The 15,908-nt window shown below is 60.6% G+C and carries 20 protein-coding genes; 4 read left to right on the top strand and 16 right to left on the bottom strand.

Annotation, left to right across the window (positions count from 1 at the left end; translation table 11 throughout):
* Window positions 1-9: 9 nt before the first annotated feature.
* The 5 genes from arsN2 to E6W33_RS01650 all read right to left on the bottom strand — a co-directional run bounded on the left by arsN2 (window position 10) and on the right by E6W33_RS01650 (window position 2,855).
* Window positions 10-465, bottom strand: a complete 456-nt coding sequence (gene arsN2, locus E6W33_RS01670; protein WP_136413589.1) for an arsenic resistance N-acetyltransferase ArsN2 — start codon at window positions 463-465, stop codon at window positions 10-12.
* On the bottom strand, window positions 462-1,322 hold the full coding sequence (locus tag E6W33_RS01665; RefSeq protein WP_168798479.1) for a DMT family transporter: 861 nt from the start codon (window positions 1,320-1,322) through the stop codon (window positions 462-464). The genes arsN2 and E6W33_RS01665 overlap by 4 nt, the downstream gene beginning before the upstream one ends.
* 282 nt (window positions 1,323-1,604) lie before the next feature.
* Window positions 1,605-1,916, bottom strand: a complete 312-nt coding sequence (locus E6W33_RS01660) for a cupin (RefSeq protein WP_211097204.1) — start codon at window positions 1,914-1,916, stop codon at window positions 1,605-1,607.
* A gap of 19 nt (window positions 1,917-1,935) precedes the next feature.
* Complete coding sequence (locus E6W33_RS01655; RefSeq protein WP_136413585.1) at window positions 1,936-2,448, bottom strand: DUF3291 domain-containing protein; 513 nt, start codon at window positions 2,446-2,448, stop codon at window positions 1,936-1,938.
* Between the two features lie 56 nt (window positions 2,449-2,504).
* Window positions 2,505-2,855: a DUF2917 domain-containing protein gene (locus tag E6W33_RS01650; RefSeq protein ID WP_168798478.1), complete on the bottom strand. Its 351-nt coding sequence runs from the start codon at window positions 2,853-2,855 to the stop codon at window positions 2,505-2,507.
* Between the two features lie 143 nt (window positions 2,856-2,998).
* Between E6W33_RS01650 and gcvA the strand changes: the two genes are divergently transcribed.
* A complete protein-coding gene (gcvA, locus tag E6W33_RS01645; protein WP_136413581.1) occupies window positions 2,999-3,895 on the top strand; it encodes a transcriptional regulator GcvA in 897 nt (298 codons plus the stop codon).
* Here the strand turns inward: gcvA and E6W33_RS01640 are convergent, their stop codons facing one another.
* The 10 genes from E6W33_RS01640 to E6W33_RS01595 form a co-directional block, all read right to left on the bottom strand.
* On the bottom strand, window positions 3,896-4,165 hold the full coding sequence (locus E6W33_RS01640) for a DUF493 family protein (RefSeq protein WP_136413579.1): 270 nt from the start codon (window positions 4,163-4,165) through the stop codon (window positions 3,896-3,898).
* Window positions 4,166-4,241: 76 nt separating this feature from the next.
* Entirely contained in the window at window positions 4,242-5,093 is an 852-nt protein-coding gene (locus E6W33_RS01635) for a D-amino acid aminotransferase (protein ID WP_136413577.1), read from the bottom strand.
* 182 nt (window positions 5,094-5,275) lie between these two features.
* Complete coding sequence (locus tag E6W33_RS01630) at window positions 5,276-6,421, bottom strand: D-alanyl-D-alanine carboxypeptidase family protein (protein ID WP_136413575.1); 1,146 nt, start codon at window positions 6,419-6,421, stop codon at window positions 5,276-5,278.
* Window positions 6,422-6,520: 99 nt separating this feature from the next.
* Window positions 6,521-7,144, bottom strand: a complete 624-nt coding sequence (locus E6W33_RS01625) for an alpha/beta hydrolase (RefSeq protein ID WP_136413573.1) — start codon at window positions 7,142-7,144, stop codon at window positions 6,521-6,523.
* 1 nt (window position 7,145) lies between these two features.
* A complete protein-coding gene (locus E6W33_RS01620) occupies window positions 7,146-7,463 on the bottom strand; it encodes an NAD(P)H-dependent oxidoreductase subunit E (protein WP_136413571.1) in 318 nt (105 codons plus the stop codon).
* Between the two features lie 85 nt (window positions 7,464-7,548).
* Window positions 7,549-8,688, bottom strand: a complete 1,140-nt coding sequence (locus tag E6W33_RS01615; protein WP_136413568.1) for a VanZ family protein — start codon at window positions 8,686-8,688, stop codon at window positions 7,549-7,551.
* A 101-nt stretch (window positions 8,689-8,789) separates the two neighbouring features.
* The gene (locus E6W33_RS01610; protein ID WP_136413566.1) at window positions 8,790-9,401 is read right to left on the bottom strand and encodes an ABC-type transport auxiliary lipoprotein family protein; all 612 of its coding nucleotides are present in this window, start codon (window positions 9,399-9,401) and stop codon (window positions 8,790-8,792) included.
* Window positions 9,402-9,414: 13 nt separating this feature from the next.
* A complete protein-coding gene (locus tag E6W33_RS01605; RefSeq protein ID WP_136413564.1) occupies window positions 9,415-10,350 on the bottom strand; it encodes an MlaD family protein in 936 nt (311 codons plus the stop codon).
* 9 nt (window positions 10,351-10,359) lie between these two features.
* Complete coding sequence (locus tag E6W33_RS01600) at window positions 10,360-11,127, bottom strand: ATP-binding cassette domain-containing protein (RefSeq protein WP_136413562.1); 768 nt, start codon at window positions 11,125-11,127, stop codon at window positions 10,360-10,362.
* Window positions 11,127-12,254: an ABC transporter permease gene (locus tag E6W33_RS01595; protein WP_136413560.1), complete on the bottom strand. Its 1,128-nt coding sequence runs from the start codon at window positions 12,252-12,254 to the stop codon at window positions 11,127-11,129. The genes E6W33_RS01600 and E6W33_RS01595 overlap by 1 nt, the downstream gene beginning before the upstream one ends.
* 126 nt (window positions 12,255-12,380) lie before the next feature.
* Here E6W33_RS01595 and E6W33_RS01590 point away from each other — a divergent pair, with 126 nt between their 5' ends.
* From E6W33_RS01590 to E6W33_RS01580, 3 genes are read left to right on the top strand one after another with little or no spacing between them, the layout of a single operon-like run.
* Complete coding sequence (locus E6W33_RS01590) at window positions 12,381-13,178, top strand: biotin--[acetyl-CoA-carboxylase] ligase (RefSeq protein ID WP_136413557.1); 798 nt, start codon at window positions 12,381-12,383, stop codon at window positions 13,176-13,178.
* Window positions 13,179-13,182: 4 nt separating this feature from the next.
* Window positions 13,183-13,947 (top strand): type III pantothenate kinase, encoded by a 765-nt coding sequence (locus tag E6W33_RS01585; protein ID WP_136413555.1) that lies wholly within the window; start codon window positions 13,183-13,185, stop codon window positions 13,945-13,947.
* Window positions 13,948-13,962: 15 nt separating this feature from the next.
* Window positions 13,963-14,670, top strand: coding sequence for an SPOR domain-containing protein (locus tag E6W33_RS01580; protein ID WP_136413553.1), 708 nt, complete (start codon window positions 13,963-13,965; stop codon window positions 14,668-14,670).
* Window positions 14,671-14,750: 80 nt separating this feature from the next.
* Here the strand turns inward: E6W33_RS01580 and E6W33_RS01575 are convergent, their stop codons facing one another.
* Window positions 14,751-15,875, bottom strand: coding sequence for a branched-chain amino acid ABC transporter substrate-binding protein (locus E6W33_RS01575; RefSeq protein WP_136413551.1), 1,125 nt, complete (start codon window positions 15,873-15,875; stop codon window positions 14,751-14,753).
* Between the last annotated feature and the right edge of the window lie 33 nt (window positions 15,876-15,908).

The following is a 15,908-nucleotide window of genomic DNA, read 5'->3' as shown; positions in this document are numbered from 1 at the left end:
TCTATGCTTTCAGGTCGTTCGGCGCTTGACCATGAAAGTCGACGACGCCGGACACAGACCTGAAAACTGCGCCGTCGCCCGAATCGCATCAGGCGCATCCGCTCTTGCCGCGACCCGATAGCCGCGCTTTTCAAAAAACGGCGCGGCCGTTGTCGTTAACAGATAAATGGCCGCCACACCCTGGGCCTCGGCATGCTCTTCCGCGAACTTGACCAGACGGCCCCCCAATCCCTTGTGACGCTGTTCAGGCGCAACGGCCAGGGAGCGCAGCAGCGCTACCGATGAATAGACCTCCAGTCCGACAGCACCTGCCAGGTCGGCGCCGGCAAAAGCGCCGAATAGCTGCAGAGTCTGCGAGGACGCCAGATCGGAGGCGGGCAGATGGCATGTGTCAAGGAGTTGTTCCAGTTGCGCGCAGCGCACGATGGGGCGGATCTCGATGCCGGGGAGTGCAGGATTGGTCATGTTCCTTCCTTGCCGGACGCGATTCGCATCTCGCTCAGTATCAATGCGCAGACAACGATTGCGCCGCCGGCGATGCCGCGCCAGCCCAGCGCCTCGTTCAGCCAGACCCAGCCGAACAGCGCAGCAAATACCGGCTCCATTGCATAAATGATCGCTGCCTTGTCCGCAGGTACCTCGCGTTGCCCAATGGCTTGCAGGAACAGCATGGCGGCGGTGGCACAGGCACCCAAATAAAAAAACGTCGCGTAATGCGGTGCAAGACGTACTGGAAGGCTCAACAGTGCATCGCTATGGATCGATTGCAGCAGCATCCATAGTGTAGCCAATACCGCCATGACGGCAATCTGTGCCGCAGCAAGATATTTCGCATCATGCCGGCTCGCCCGCCGTGACAAGACGATGATGTAAAGCGCGTAGGCGACGGCGCAGACCACGGTGGCTGCATCGCCGACGAGATTGCCGCCGTCCTCCCACGACATCAATCCGATTCCCAGCCCGGCCAGCAAGGCCGCCAGCAGCGCCATCCACGACAATCGGCCGCCGAACAGTGTGCCCAGAAAGGGCACCATTACCACATTCAGGCTGGTGAGAAATGCACTGCGATTCGATGAAATATGCTGCAATCCATATGCCTGCGCCACGTAGGACACTAGTGCCAGAATGCCGAGCAGGAGGCCATCGGCCCACGCACGGCGAGGCGCTTTCAGCAGGAATGGCGTCATGCAAAGGGTCGCCACCAGAAAACGTGTTGCCGAAATCTCGACGCCGTTCAAATCGACGGCAACTGATTTCAGCAGGGGAAAAGAGGTTCCCCAGACGAGAGTGACGAGCAGCAGGATCAGAACATTGGAACTCATTGGCCGCCTATGCGCTTGGCCCCGTGCGGGCTGTCCACCATTCGGGCTGGCCACCATTCTAGCGTCACTTGCCTCGCCGCCGCGAAACATGTTTCGATGCGTGCTGTGGCATTGAGCTGCCTGCTAGTGTCCCGAATCAGAAGTTCGTTGAATAATAAAACTGATGCAATGGACGTCAGACGAGGCGTAAAGCGGAGCAAGGCTGGGTGCCTTGCGAGCATTTGTAACGAAGGATGGCGTGCATTTCATCAGTTCTATTCAACGAATTTCTGACTCGGTACACTAGATACTACCTTCCTTTTCAATCACCAGGATGCGCGCCGCGCCGCGCGGGTGTGCCACATGCTCACAGCCGACGCCGGCAAAGAAGATATCGCCAGTGCGCAGTTCCGCAGTCTTTTCATCGCCGTTCTCGCGGTAGTGCATGTCGACGATGCCATCGAGCACGGCAAACACTTCTTCGCCGTCGTTGACATGCCATTGATACGGTGCGTCGGTCCAGTGCAAGCGGACGCTTGTGCCGTTCATGCTGGCGATGTTCATTGCGTCCCAGGGCTTGCTGGCAGTGAAGTCGCGGCTGCGGATTACTTTCACGCTTTACTCCTGAAGGCATTCACGGATGGACTGGAGTCGCCAGCGGGGAGGTGGCGTTGGACGGCGGTGCCGCGCCCGTGACCGACTTGCCCAATAGCGATGCGAACGAAAACGCGAACTCCGTCTCGCCATGCAGTTGCAGATAGGCGAGGCGCTCCTTGGCCTCGGCAATCGTGGGAATATGGCCGGGAGCTATCCACCAGAGCGCCATGTAGACATCATTGAATCGCTCAAACCATTGCCTGCGCTGTCGCATGACCTCGGCATGCGCAGTCTTGTAGACGTAATGCCGGAGATGCTCCGGCGATTGCCATACCGAGAGATTGATCAGGATGCGTTCATCTTCATAAGGCTGCAGGGAGGTCGCGTCGCCCTGCTCGGTCTTGAGGCGCCAGACGAAGCCAGTGCTGGCTTCCGCCAGGGCGTTGATCTCCTCAAGACGCGCGACGAAACCGGACATCACGGGATCGTCTATCGCCGCGCGGGCTCGCCCGATGTTGACCTGAGCGATATGACATGGGCGAGTCTTCATTTTTTCTCCATTCCAAATGTTCCAGTTGGTATCGGGAGCCTGCGTCGTGCTGCCTTTCAGCAGTTCGTGCTGCATGCACGATGGCGTTTGAGCGAGGCGCTGACCGTGCGTCCGCGCGCGAAGCGCGATGCGAGATCCGCCAACAGCAGCTTCAAGGTCTTCAGCCATTGGATTGCCGGCGCGCATTCGATGCGGCCTTCGGTCTGGTCGGCTTCGACCACGGTGATGCGGCCGGGTATCGTGGTGAAGGTGTCGCCGGCATGCAGCCAGTAGTCGTGCGAAATGCCTTCGACGGTGATCCATACGCGACCTTGCGTGACGCGCAAAGTATGGGCACGTCCGGCGACGCCGGAAACGGCCTGGCCGGCCGGGATGCTGAGTACCTGTTTTGTGAATAAGCCTCTCATGATGGTGCGCTCCTGAAATAACGGCGGCATCGCTGCATGCTTGCAGATTCGTTCGATACCTCACCGTGCAAGATCATTCTAGTGCTTGCGGAGCGCGTGTCTAAACGATATATTTTTGATTCTCTTGCTAATATTATTCACATATGGCCGACTTCAGACGACTTCCCAATCTTGCCGCGCTGCGTGCCTTCGAGGCGGCTGCGCGGCATGGCAATTTCTCACGTGCGGCGGAGGAAATCCATGTCACGCATGGCGCAATCAGTCACCAGGTGCGCGCGCTGGAGGAGGAGTTGGGCGTCGCCTTGTTTGCGCGGCATGGCAAGCGCATTGCCATCACGCCGGACGGCGAGCATTTCGCGGCGGTGTTGCGCAAGGCGATGACCGAGATTGCCGGTGCGGCGGAAGCATTGCAGGCAAATGCGAAGCAGACGCGGCTGACGGTCACCTCGCTGTCGTCGTTCGCTGCGCGCTGGCTGTCGCCGCGGCTCGGCCGTTTCATCGAGCAGCATCCCGGTCTGGAGGTGATGCTGCAGTCGAGCAATCAGTTGACCGATTTCGTGCGCGAGTCGGTCGACCTCGGCATTCGCTTCGGCCATGGCAACTACCCGGGGCTGACTGTCGAGAAAATCATGGACGATTATTACTATCCGGTTGCCAGTCCCCGATTCAACCGCGGGAAGTTGCCGCGCACGCCGCAGAAGCTTGCGCAGCATCCCTTGCTGAGATGCGTGATGGAGCCGTGGACGCCGTGGTTCCGCGCAGCCGGACTGGATTTGCTGGAGCCGACCGGCGGCCTGGTGTTTCAGGATTCATCGATGCTGGTCCGCGCGGCCGCCGAGGGCCATGGCATTGCACTGGCGCGGCACTCGCTGGCCATGATGGAGATCGCATCGGGTGAGTTGGTGCGCCTGTTCGATATCGCGATCAGGTGCCCGCAGTCGTATTACCTTGTCTGTCCGCCGGAAGCGATGCAGAAGCCGCAGGTGCGGGCTTTCCGCGACTGGCTGTTTGACGAAGTGGCTAAGACGCCGCAGGCGTGATTACAGCACCACTTTGACCATCGGGTGCGATGAGAGCGCGCGATACAGATTGTCGAGCTGTTCGCGGCTGGTGGCGCGCACCGTGATGGTCAGGGACAGGTAAGTGCCTTTCGACGAGGCGCGCATTTCCATTTTGCCGGCATGGAAGGTCGGGTCGTGCAGCCTGACGACCTCGACCATTGTTTCTGCAAACGCTTCCTGCATGATGCCCATTACCTTGATGGGAAAGTCGCTCGGGTATTCGATGAGGGAATCGGTGGCTTGGGACATGGCTTGCTCGCTCGCGCGCTAATGTGCAGATGCGGCTTCGCGTGAATGCGAAACCGCGAATATCAATGCGCGTATTTTACGCTCTCTTGGCGTCCTGGTATGCCGCGTAAAGCTTGCGGAACACCGGGCCCGGCTCCCCGTTGCCGATGCGCTTGTCGTCGATCTGCACGACCGGGAGCAGTTCTCGGCCGGCGGAGGAAATCAGCACTTCATCGGCGGCAAGCACTTCCTCGCGCGTCATGCGGCGCGCCTCAAACGGAATGTTGCCGACGCTGCACAATTCCTCGATCAGGCCGTAACGAATTCCTTCCAGAATCAGCGAGTCCTTCGGCGGCCCCATCAGCTTCCCATCCTTGATGACCCAGACGTTCGAGGACGAGCCTTCCGTCAGGAAGCCGTCGCGGAACTGGATGGACTCCATGGCGCCATGGTCCACCGCATATTGAGCGGCCAGGACGTTGCCGAGCAGGGAAATCGACTTGATGTCGCAACGCAGCCAGCGCTTGTCTTCAAGCGACACGCAGGCGATGCCGTTTTCGCATAACTCGGCGGCGGGCGGCGTAAAGGGATTGGTCATGATGAACACGGTCGGCGTCACGCCTTGCGGGAACGCATGCGCGCGCCTGGCGACGCCGCGCGTGACTTGCATGTAAATCAGCTGGTCGTCGGAGGCGAGCGCCGAGCTCACGCGTTCGATCAGTGACATCCATTCGGCCTCACTGTGCGGATTGTGGATGCCGACCGCATTCAGGCTGCGGAAAAGGCGGGCCATGTGATGCCTCGGCCGAAACAGGCGGCGCGCATACATCGGGATGACTTCATAGACGCCATCGCCGAAAATGAAGCCGCGGTCGAGCACCGGGATTTTCGCTTCGGACAGCGGTGTCATTTCACCATTGAGGTACACGAGCGGGTCTTGGTCTTGCATGACGATTCCTGTGAAAGGGGATAAGTCATTCTTGCATAATCACAGCGAGGCGATGATGCAAAATCGGTATGGGAGAGGGAAGTGCGGGGGAGTGCTGGCGGGTTGACAATCGGGCCGATGCCGTTTGCCGGAAGAGCGCAGGGCGGACGTCGGATGTCCGCCCTGCAGGAAGACTCAGACTGTTACTTCATCCACAAACGGACCGAATCCCATGCGCGGCCGAAGATGCTGGCCTGATTGACTTGTTCCAGCGCAAGCACCGGCAGTTCGGTCAGCGCCTTGCCGTCGACCATCACCTTCATCACGCCGACCTTGCTGTTCTGCGCAACCGGTGCGACCAGCGGATCCTTGCGTTCCAGTACCGGCTTCATCTTCTCAGCCACGCCCTTCGGCACGGTGACGTATACATCCTTCGTGAAACCGATCTTCACCTGGCCCTGCGAGCCTTTCCAGACTTCCGGCGTCGCGACAGGCTGGCCCTTCGCGTACAGCTTCACCGTGTCGAAATTCTGAAAGCCCCAGTTCAGCAGCTTCTGGCTTTCCTGGCTGCGCACCTGGTCGGAGACCGTGCCGAGCACGACTGCAACCAGGCGGCGGTCGCTGTTGCCGGAGGGGCGGTGCGCGGTAGAAATCAGGCAGTAGCCGGCGGTCGAGGTGTGGCCGGTCTTCAGGCCGTCGACGGTCGGGTCGGCCCACAGCAGACGATTGCGGTTCTGCTGCTTGATCTTGTTGTAGGTGTATTCCTTGATCGAGTAGATCTTGTAATCCTCGGGATGATCGTAGATCACATGCGTTGCCAGGGTCGCGAGGTCTTCCGCGGTGGTGTAGTTGCCGGGGTCGGGCAGGCCGTGTGCGTTGGCAAAATGGGTCGACTTCAGGCCCATGCGCTCCGCTTCGCGGTTCATCAGGTTCACGAAGGTCTCTTCGGTTCCCGCGACCGCTTCGGACAGCGCCACTGCCGCGTCATTGCCGGACTGGATGATCAGGCCGTACAGCAGGTCGTTGACTTTTACTGGCGTGGCAGGATCGATAAACATTTTCGAGCTGCTCTTGTCGACTTTCCAGGCGCGCACCGAAACGTTGACCATCTGGTTCGGGTCGAGCCTCTTTTCCTTGATTGCGGAAGAGGCAAGATACGCGGTCATCAGCTTCGCGAGGGATGCCGGTTCGACACGCATATTGGCTTCATGGGACGCGAGCACCTGACCGCTGGTGGCGTCGAGCAGCAGCCACGACCTGGCGTCGATGGTCGGTGCGGGAACGGATTGCGCGAAGGCGCAGGACAACGAGAGCAAGGTGGCGGCCAGCGCCGCTAGAAAGTTTTTCATGGATATGCAATACGAAAGCTGCCCGGGTCGGGGCGGATGACAAGAGGAAACAAGCTGCGAAATTATAGCGCCGCGGCCTGCACGGTTTTCAGGCAGGTTTTAGCGATGCCAAATTTCGACCACGAAATTCTTTATATGTTGCAACTTGCGATGAAAAAAATGATCGGCACCGGGAATCACGACGACCGGCAGGTCTTGCGGGCGCGCCCAATCGAACACATCCGCCAAGGGAATGGTGTCGTCCAGCTCGCCATGGATCAGAATGGTGTTGGCAGGAACATGGGGAACGTCCCATTTGCCGGCGGCCGTTCCGACCAGCACCAGGCGTTCGGCAGGCTTGCCCTGTTCGCTCAGGCGTTGCTGCAAACTTGCCTGCACGAAGGTGCCAAAGGAGAAACCCGCCAGCGCGACCGGCAGACCAGGGTATTGCTGTTGCATATGCGTCAGCAATAGCGCCATGTCGTCGGTTTCGCCGCGGCCGGCGTCATGCACGCCTTCGGACTTGCCGACACCACGGAAATTCATGCGTACGGCGACATAGCCGAGTGCGACAAAGGCGCGCACCAGCGTCTGCGTCACCTTGTTGTCCATGGTGCCGCCATACAAAGGGTGGGGATGGGCGACCAGCGCGAGGCCGCGCGGTTCGCCATGCGGCAGGTCGAGTGCGCATTCCAGCGCGCCCGCAGCTCCGCGCATCGTGAAGCGTTGCGTGTGGGCGTTCATGTCAGATCTTCAAGCGCTCGACGACTTTACCGCCGATGATATGGGAGTCGATGATTTCATCGATGTCATGCGTGTCGACGTAGGTGTACCAGGTGCCTTCCGGGTAGACCACGATCACCGGTCCTTCTTCGCAGCGGTCGAGACAGCCGGACTTGTTGATGCGAACCTTGCCCTGGCCGCTCAAGCCCAGTTGCTTGATGCGGTTTTTCGCGTGCTCCTGTGCGGCTTGCGCTCCCTTGTCGTAACAGCAAGGGCGACCTTCTTCGCGCTGGTTCACGCAAAAGAAAACATGATGTTGATAGTACGGCTTGTCAGACATGTCAGAGTTTTCGGGTGTTCCGTCAAAGGCGCAATGATACACCCGGCTCGATTTTCGCTCCCGGCCCGCGTGCCCGCAGGCAGCATCAGTTCTTCTTCAGGCGATGGGCCGGATGCAGCAAGAACCACAGCGCCAGGAACGGCCAGAACACCGACAAAAAGTGCGCCGCGCCGTTGAAGTTCAGGAATTTCCCTTGCGTCCAGGCCTGAAGCGTCGCGACGAAATAGGGATTGGCCGGGACCAGGTTGATGACAATGAAACTGAGCAGCAGGCTGATGGCAGCGATCCGGCGCTGTGCCACGGGTGGCGCATACGCCAGGCCGGTGACCATCATTGCGCCGATCAGCAAGCCGCCCTTGGCGCCGGGGGTAAACCAGGCGAGTGCATTAGCCGGAGCGAACAGCAAGGCATTGGCCATGAATTTGGTGGCCAGCACCACGATCGTCAGGGCGAGCAGCAGCGGCGCCTTCGACACCTGCTTGCGCAAGACGCAGGACAAGGTGAGCAGCGCGCCGGTGAATCCGCAGGCCGTGATCATGGTTTCCGCCAGCCAGTATTCCTGCACGGTCAACTGAAAATCGCGCAAGAGCATTGCGACCAGATCGACCGGCGTGTCCAGCCAATCGGACAGCCACTCCGAAAGTATCGGCACGATCTGGCCGTGGCCGAACAGATAGCCTTGCGGATAGATCTGGGCGAGCGGCCACAAGCCGACCACGATCAGGCCGCGGCCCGCCTCTGGCACAAACCAGTCGCGGCGCAATTGCAGCAGGCGGCTCTGGGTCAGGAAGAAGGGACTCAGCAGGACGCCAGCCGCCGCGCCCAGCACGGTTCCGGCCAGATTGGTGAGGAAATCGAGGTTGGAGGAAACGCGGTTCGGCAGAAAGGTCTGAATCGCTTCCATCGCGCCGGACAGCAGCATGCCGCAGAAAACGGCAAGGATCGCCGCCGACATGCCGCGCACGCTTGGGTGCAGAGCAAATACCACGAGTACGCCGAAGGGGAGATAGCCAATCACGTTGGTGACGACGTCGAACCCGGTCCAGTAATGCGGCATGGGCGCGAGCAGGAAGCTCCAGAACGGCAACCCCATGCTGTGCCAGTTGGAGAACGGGTACAGGCTGGCGTAGACGATCAGGAAGGTATACATCAACAAGCCGACCCGCGCGAAAGTCGATACATGCGCGGGTGGGGGCGTGTGCGGAATGTCCTCGTTTGACGGCATTGTTTGCTGGATGAACAACCTGCGGCTCGGCGAGTCGCGCGCTGCTTGAATGACGGATGGCTCTCTATTCTCGATTCATGCGCGCGCCGGAGCAAGCGAAATTATTTCAGGTCGAGCGTATTCAGCCACACGATCAGATCCGCGATCACCGCATCGCTTGCCGCGGCCAGCGCCTTCGCTCCGCCAGCTGCATCCGCACTTGGCGCCGGCGCTTGCCGGTTGATCGATTTCTGCGCGATCAGGACGCGCCCCTTGTAAACTGAAGCGCGCAGGCCGACGCGCGCCACGCTTTGGCCGGGCGTCTGGAAGTATTGCGTGAAGTCGTCGGCTTCCAGGCGCAGCACCGGGATGTTGATCGCGCCGTCGGACGCGGGCAGCACCACGCCCCCTGCCTGTGCGATGCGGGACTTCAGCTGTTGCAGCAGCAGTTGTCCGGGCGCCATGACCCAGCGGGCTTGCGCATAGGGGCGCGGCTGTTGCTCATTCGCATAATCCAGGCGAAAGAAAATCATCGTGCTGTCCAGCCATGCAGGCACCTGAATGTCGGCGACGCTGATCGGCGGCAAGGCAGGCAATGCCGTGCCTTGCTTCGTATGCAGCGGTCCGAGGTCGTAGAGGATGGACGACTCGGGCCGCGGTAATGCGCATCCTGCAAGCAGCATCACGTAGAGGGCGATCCATATCGATAGCAGCAGTGAGGCGATTTTTTTCATTGGCGTTTTCCTTTTACTTCGACGGCGCTGCAAAACCCGGCTCGCCCGGCCCCGGCGCGATCACCGGCGGACCGAACAGCACGCTTTGCGGACGCTGGCTCAGATTGTCGAGCGTGCGATTGAGCGCGCGTATCGACGAGCGCGCTTCGCCGGCCAGCGGCAGCGTGTCGTGTTCAAGCTTGTCCGCCACGGAACCGAGCCGGTCCGCGCTGGCGGAGAAGGTGTCGATCGGACCGCCCGGCGTCTGCAGCTTGGTGCTGAGGCCGTGCAGGCTGTTGGTGAGGCCGCTGACATCCTTCGACAGCGTGTTCAGCGAATTGAGCGTCTGCTGCGTCTGGTTGGCCAGTGCCGGCAGTCTGGCGAGCGTCGGCTCCAGGCGCCGCGGAATGGTTTCGATTTCGGTGGCGGCCTTGCTCACGTTGTCGAATGCGTTCAGAATCGCCTTCTGGTTTTCCGGCTCCAGCATGTTGTTGATGCGTCTGGCAACCTCTTCCGTCTGCTTCAGGATCGCCAGCCCGCGGCCTTGCAATTCGTCGAACAGGCTGGGCCGCATTTCGATGCGTGCGATCTGCTGCTTGCTGCTGCGTACCCTGACCGGACGGCTGCCATCGTCATCCAGCTGCACATAGGCGATGCCCGTCACGCCTTGATAGCCGAGCGTGGCGAAGGTCGATTGCGTGATCGGCGTATCGGGACGCACGCTGATGTGTACCAGGATCTGGCCGACCACCTGCGGATCGAAGGTGATGTCGTCCACCTTGCCCACATCGAGGCCGCGATATCGTACATCGGCTTGCGGATTGAGGCCGGGGATCGAAAGCTTGGTCGCGATCTGGTACGGCACCCATTCAACCTGGTCGCGGTTGAGCCACAGGCCGACCAGTATCGCGGCGATCAACAGCGCAATGGTGAACAAACCGGCCACCAGTGCATGCGATTTGTTTTCCATGATGGGGTGTCAGCTCCTTAAAACTTCCAGCGCGCGCTTCCCACGCTCGCCGAGGAAAAACTGTTGAATGAAAGGATGCGGAATCGCGATCACCTGTTCCGGCGTACCGGTGGCAATGACGCGCTTCTCCGCCAGTACGGCGATTCGGGTCGACAAGGCAAACAGCGTATCGAGATCATGCGTGACCATCACTACCGTCAGATGCAATTGCTGATGCAGTCCGCGGATCAGTGCAACAAAACTTTCCGACAGGTCCGGGTCCAGTCCGGCTGTCGGTTCGTCAAGAAAAAGCAATTCCGGTTCCAGTGCCAGCGCACGCGCCAGCGCCACCCGCTTGACCATGCCGCCGGACAAATCGGCCGGCATTTTCAGGGCATCTTTCGGCGTGATGCCGACCATGTCGAGCTTGAGCAGGGTCGCATCGCGGATCAGGTCTTCCGGCAACGCATGCAGCTCGCGCATCGGTTGCGCAACGTTATCGAAGGCCGTCAGCGCCGAAAACAATGCGCCGTGCTGGAACAGCATGCCCCATCGATTGCGCAGGCTTTGGCGCCGCCCGCCGTCGCCGCCGATATCTTCGCCGAATACCTGCACGCTGCCGCGCGTCGGCGTTTCCAGTCCGAGCATCTGGCGCAATAGCGTCGTCTTGCCCGAACCAGAGCCACCGACCAGCGACAGGATTTCTCCTTGCTGCACCTCCAGGTTCAAGTCCTGATGGACAACGAACTGACCGAATTGCGTCCACAGGTTGCGGATCTGAATGACCGGGTTTGCCATCAGGAGAACCCCACGCCCTTGAACACGATGGCGAACACGGCATCGGCCAGGATGACGACGGTGATCGCGGTCACGACCGAGAGCGTGGTGCCTTGTCCCAGGCTTTCGGTGTTCGGCTTCACGCGCAATCCGAAATGGCAGGCGACCAGCGCAACCAGACTGCCAAAGACGATGCCCTTGCCGAGGCCGATCCAGTAATTCGGCAGCGGAACGGCGGATGGCAGTTGCTGCACGAAGTAGGTTGCCGACAGTCCGAGTTCCAGTTTCGCCGCGGTCATCCCGCCGAGCAGGGCGATTGCATCCGTCCACACCACAAGCAGCGGCATCGAGATTGCCAGCGCAAGCACGCGCGGCAGGATCAGCCGGAAGCCGTGCGGCATGCCCATCACCAGCATCGCGTCGAGTTCTTCGGTCACGCGCATGACACCGAGCTGCGCGGTGATGGACGATCCCGAGCGCCCGGCGACAAGAATGGCGGCCAGCAGGGGACCCAGCTCGCGCACAATGCTCATGCCCAGAATATTGACCAGGTAGATGTCGCCGCCGAAGGTGTGCAATTGCTGCGCCGAAAGGTAGGACAGCACCACGCCGATCAAAAATCCCACCAGTGCGGTAATGCCGAGCGCCTGATAGCCGATATGGAAAATGTTCGCGGAAATTTCCTTCCATGGTCCGCGCAATGGGCGCAGGGCGAAACTGCCGAGATCCAGCGTCAGTTGTCCGATCAACGCGACGAAACTCTTCAGATGATCGGCAAAGCCCAACACCATATTGCCGATCGATACTGTCGAGAACCAGTGCTGCTCTTCCTGTTCCGGCAGCTTGAGCGCGCCGGCTTGTTCAATGCGCCTGAAAATGTCTTCGTGGATTGGCAACAGACTGAGTTGCCGTGGCCGGGACTTGCCCCATGCATTCCAGAACAATTGCGCGCCGATATGATCGAGCGCGGTAATCTGCGTCAGATCCCATGCAACGGAAGCACGATCGGCAAGCTTCGCCAGTTTCGCTTGCAGTTCTGCGATGACCCCCGCTTGCGCCAGCGAATTGACTTGCCAATTGCCGCTGGCGGAAACGCTTGCTGGCGTCCCTGTATTGACCGCGAGGACGGGTGCTTGTTGAATTGGCATGGCAAGAGTTTAAGGGAGAAAATGCCGGGCGTCATCCGTCGCCACAAAGATGCGGTTCAGCCTTGCGGCGGCGGGTATGAAACCGACTGAATTTCTTTGCGACAAGCATGCCGTTACAATGCGCATATGACAGACATTCTCTCACCCGAACGAATCGCCGGCTTCTGCCGGCCCGCCGCGCAGCAGGTCGCGGTCAAGATCGTCGATGAAACCGGCTCCACCAACGCCGACTTGCTGGCAGCCTTGCCGCGCTTGACCACGCCCACATTGCTGATCGCGCGAAAGCAAACCGCAGGGCGCGGACGAGCAGGGCGCAGCTGGCTGTCGGAAGCCGGCAAGTCGCTCACGTTTTCGCTGGCGTGGAAATTCAATGCGCCAGTGCAATCGCTGATCGGCCTGCCGCTGGCCGTCGGCGTCGCGATTGCGGATGCGCTCGCCATGTTCAATGTCAGCGTGCGCCTCAAGTGGCCGAACGACGTGCTGTATCAGGGAAGAAAGCTGGCCGGCGTGCTGATCGAATCCGCTTCCGCCGGACATGTGCCGCATGAAGCGAGCTGGGCGGTGATCGGGATCGGCATCAACATGACGGTCAATGAGCAACTCGCTGCGCAGATCGGGCGGCCCGTCGCGAGCATTCCCTGGCTGGCGGAACTGGATCAGGATATGCTGATGGCGACCCTGCTGAATGCCTTGAGCGATGCGCTGGTGCAGTTCGAACATGAAGGACTGGGCGCATTTACGCAAAGATGGAACGCGCTGCACGCCTATACCGGCCAGACCGTTGTGATACTCGATCGCGGTCAGGTGCTGCAGGAAGGCGTGGCCGTCGGCGTCGACAGCATCGGGCGTTTTGTGCTGGACACGGCAAGCGGACGCGCTGCGATCATGGCAGGCGATGTATCGCTGCGAGCAAAGGAGAATTGAGCGCATGTTGTTATTGATTGACGCCGGCAACACGCGGGTGAAATGGGCCCTGGTGCCCAACAGCGCGCGCGGCGCGAAGGAACTTGGCCGCTGGACCGAATGCGGGATGGTCGAGCATGCGCAGCTGAAGCTGCTGTGCGAGGCATGGCGCGGCCAGAAAGTCGTGCGCGTCCTGATTTCGAATGTCGCCGGCCAGAACATGCGCGCGGCGCTTGAACAGACCTTGCTCGGCGCGTTCGGCATGCATCCGGTGCCGGTCGAATGGTTCTCCTCGTCGGAATCGATGGCGGGCGTGCAGAACAATTATCGCAATCCGCAGCAGCTCGGCTGCGACCGCTTTGCCTCGGCCATCGGCGCGCATGCCTTGTTCCCCGGGCAAGCCCTGATCGTCGCCACCTGTGGCACCGCGACCACCGTCGACGCGATTACTGCGGAAGGCGTTTTCCTCGGTGGTATGATCTTGCCCGGCCTCGGGTTGATGGCCAGCTCGCTGGCGAAAAATACCGCACAGCTGCCGCAAGTCGCGCAGGACCTCGACATCGCCGAACCCTTTGCCGATCATACCGACGCGGCGATCGTCAGCGGTTGTCTTGCGGCGCAGACCGGTGCGATCGAGCGTGCGGTCGGCGCCCATGAACGCCGCCACGGGGCGGGACAATGCATACTCTCCGGCGGAGCGGCAGCGCTGATCGCGCCGCACCTGACGGTACCGCATGTGCAGGTCGACAATCTCGTGCTGATCGGTTTGCATGCGGTTGCGATGCAATAGAAAACCATTCACATCATGCTGAAATTCTTTTTCTGGATATTGTTGCTGGCGAATGCGGGATTGTTCGCCTATCAGCGCGGCTATTTCGACGTGATGCTGCCGAGCGGACGCGAGCCGGCACGCATCAGCCAGCAATTAAACGCCGACAAGATCAAGCTGGTGCCCGCTTCCGCGGCGCAACCGGCGCCTGCATCGCCTGCGCCGCCGGCGGCGGCACCCACGGAGGCCCAGGTATCGGCCGTCGAGAAAAAGGAAGAGACGCTGGCCTGTGCCGAAATCGGCAACTTCAACATCGAGGATGCCAAGCGCTTCCGCGACCAGATCGCCGCCTTGTCGCTGGGCGATCGGCTGGTGCAGCATCCGGTCCGTGAGGTAGCGTCGCACATGGTCTACATCCCGCCGCAGGCTGACAAGGAGGCGGCGGAGAAGAAAGCGGGCGAATTGCGCCGCCTGGGTGTCGAGGACTTCTACATCATCCAGGACAACTCCAGCCTGCGCTGGGGTATTTCGCTCGGCGTGTTCAAGCAGGAAGAGGCAGCGCGCGCCTTTCTTGTCAGCCTGAACCAGAAGGGTGTGCGCAGCGCACGCATCGGTGAGCGCAGTGTGACATCCAGCCTGGTGGCCTTCCAATTGCGCGGGCTGGATGCCGCGACGAAGAGTGCGGTGGACAAGATCAGTGCCGGTTTCCCCAAGCAGGAGATGCGCCGCTGCGAACCTGCCTGACGACCATGCCGCTTTAAAGACCGAAGGTCCGGGCCCCGCCCGTTGGGAGGGGTGCCGGTCATCGAAAGGCAAACCAGTCCTTACAACAAGTCGCGCTGTTCGATGAGCTGCCCGCCGACCGATTTGTAAATCACCACCGTGCCGTCCTTGATGTCCCCTTTGTCGTCGAATTCGATGGAACCCTGGACCTTTCCCGAGAATGCGCCTTTTGCCAGGGTCGGCAAGTAATTCGCCGGCACGGCGGAGCCTGCCTGCTGCATCGCCTGCGCCAGGACATGAATGCCGTCATAGGACAGGGTGGAATACGCGCCAGGGACCCCGAACCTGGTTTTGTACATTTCGGTGAAACCGATTCCGGAAGACAGCCATGAGGGCGGCACGCCGGCGATCGTGCAATAGTAGTTGGCATCGGCATTGCCTTGCGCGCCCTTGACGGTGGAGTTGTCGCACATCGCATCGGCGACCACGAACCTCGCCGACGAGCCTGCCTGACGCAAAGCTTTCAGCAAAGGCAGTCCGCCCGCTTCGTCGCCGCCGAAAAATACCGTGTCCGCGTTCGCGTCCCGGATCTGTTTCGCCAGCGCGGCGTAATTCGCATTCTTCGGATCAAGGCTTTCGCGCGGTGGCTGCAGCTTGCGCGTCTGGACGATGCGGCCGACTTCATCGGCAATGCCGACGCCGAAGATGGTGCGGTCATCCACGATGTAGAGCGACTTCGCACGCAGTTTATCGGTGATTAACCGGGCCAGCGTCGCGCCTTGCTGGATGTCGTCGGCAGTGATGCGAAACGCGGTTTTCAGACCCATGCGCGTGTATTTCGGATTGGTCGACACGGACAATTGCGGAATGCCCGCTTGCGCGTACAAAGGTGCAGCGGCAATCGACACCCCGGAATTGAAATGTCCGAACACGGCGGCGATGTCGGCATCGATCAGTCGTTTTGCCGCGGCCTTGCCTTCATCGGGTGACGCCTTGTCGTCCTCGACCACCAGTTCAAAGCGGGCGCGCCTGCCGCCGATGGTGAAATAGTCGCGGTTAAGCTCCTCCACCGCGAGTTGCGCACCGTTGGCGATGTCCTTGCCATATTGCGCCAGCGGCCCGGACATGGGGGCTACCACGCCGATCTTGACGGTGATCTGGCGGCTGCAGGCGCCAAGCAATGCGATGACTGCCATGGCGCAGGCGATACGGATGAATCGTTTCATTTTCCCCTCCTCATGCTTGCCTGAATGCAGGCT

Source organism: Herbaspirillum sp. ST 5-3 (assembly GCF_004804275.1).
Lineage (GTDB): Bacteria > Pseudomonadota > Gammaproteobacteria > Burkholderiales > Burkholderiaceae_D > Noviherbaspirillum.
The sequence above is the reverse complement of the archived record's forward strand: the minus strand, read 5'-3'. Positions and strand labels throughout refer to the sequence as shown.

Excerpts from the sequence above, each read along its gene's own strand:
- arsN2 (WP_136413589.1), bottom strand. The coding sequence starts at position 465 with ATGACCAATCCTGCACTCCCCGGCATCGAGATCCGCCCCATCGTGCGC.
- E6W33_RS01665 (WP_168798479.1), bottom strand. The coding sequence starts at position 1,322 with ATGAGTTCCAATGTTCTGATCCTGCTGCTCGTCACTCTCGTCTGGGGA.
- E6W33_RS01655 (WP_136413585.1), bottom strand. The coding sequence starts at position 2,448 with ATGAAGACTCGCCCATGTCATATCGCTCAGGTCAACATCGGGCGAGCC.
- E6W33_RS01650 (WP_168798478.1), bottom strand. The coding sequence starts at position 2,855 with ATGAGAGGCTTATTCACAAAACAGGTACTCAGCATCCCGGCCGGCCAG.
- gcvA (WP_136413581.1), top strand. The coding sequence starts at position 2,999 with ATGGCCGACTTCAGACGACTTCCCAATCTTGCCGCGCTGCGTGCCTTC.
- E6W33_RS01640 (WP_136413579.1), bottom strand. The coding sequence starts at position 4,165 with ATGTCCCAAGCCACCGATTCCCTCATCGAATACCCGAGCGACTTTCCC.
- E6W33_RS01635 (WP_136413577.1), bottom strand. The coding sequence starts at position 5,093 with ATGCAAGACCAAGACCCGCTCGTGTACCTCAATGGTGAAATGACACCG.
- E6W33_RS01630 (WP_136413575.1), bottom strand. The coding sequence starts at position 6,421 with ATGAAAAACTTTCTAGCGGCGCTGGCCGCCACCTTGCTCTCGTTGTCC.
- E6W33_RS01625 (WP_136413573.1), bottom strand. The coding sequence starts at position 7,144 with ATGAACGCCCACACGCAACGCTTCACGATGCGCGGAGCTGCGGGCGCG.
- E6W33_RS01620 (WP_136413571.1), bottom strand. The coding sequence starts at position 7,463 with ATGTCTGACAAGCCGTACTATCAACATCATGTTTTCTTTTGCGTGAAC.
- E6W33_RS01615 (WP_136413568.1), bottom strand. The coding sequence starts at position 8,688 with ATGCCGTCAAACGAGGACATTCCGCACACGCCCCCACCCGCGCATGTA.
- E6W33_RS01610 (WP_136413566.1), bottom strand. The coding sequence starts at position 9,401 with ATGAAAAAAATCGCCTCACTGCTGCTATCGATATGGATCGCCCTCTAC.
- E6W33_RS01605 (WP_136413564.1), bottom strand. The coding sequence starts at position 10,350 with ATGGAAAACAAATCGCATGCACTGGTGGCCGGTTTGTTCACCATTGCG.
- E6W33_RS01600 (WP_136413562.1), bottom strand. The coding sequence starts at position 11,127 with ATGGCAAACCCGGTCATTCAGATCCGCAACCTGTGGACGCAATTCGGT.
- E6W33_RS01595 (WP_136413560.1), bottom strand. The coding sequence starts at position 12,254 with ATGCCAATTCAACAAGCACCCGTCCTCGCGGTCAATACAGGGACGCCA.
- E6W33_RS01590 (WP_136413557.1), top strand. The coding sequence starts at position 12,381 with ATGACAGACATTCTCTCACCCGAACGAATCGCCGGCTTCTGCCGGCCC.
- E6W33_RS01585 (WP_136413555.1), top strand. The coding sequence starts at position 13,183 with ATGTTGTTATTGATTGACGCCGGCAACACGCGGGTGAAATGGGCCCTG.
- E6W33_RS01580 (WP_136413553.1), top strand. The coding sequence starts at position 13,963 with ATGCTGAAATTCTTTTTCTGGATATTGTTGCTGGCGAATGCGGGATTG.
- E6W33_RS01575 (WP_136413551.1), bottom strand. The coding sequence starts at position 15,875 with ATGAAACGATTCATCCGTATCGCCTGCGCCATGGCAGTCATCGCATTG.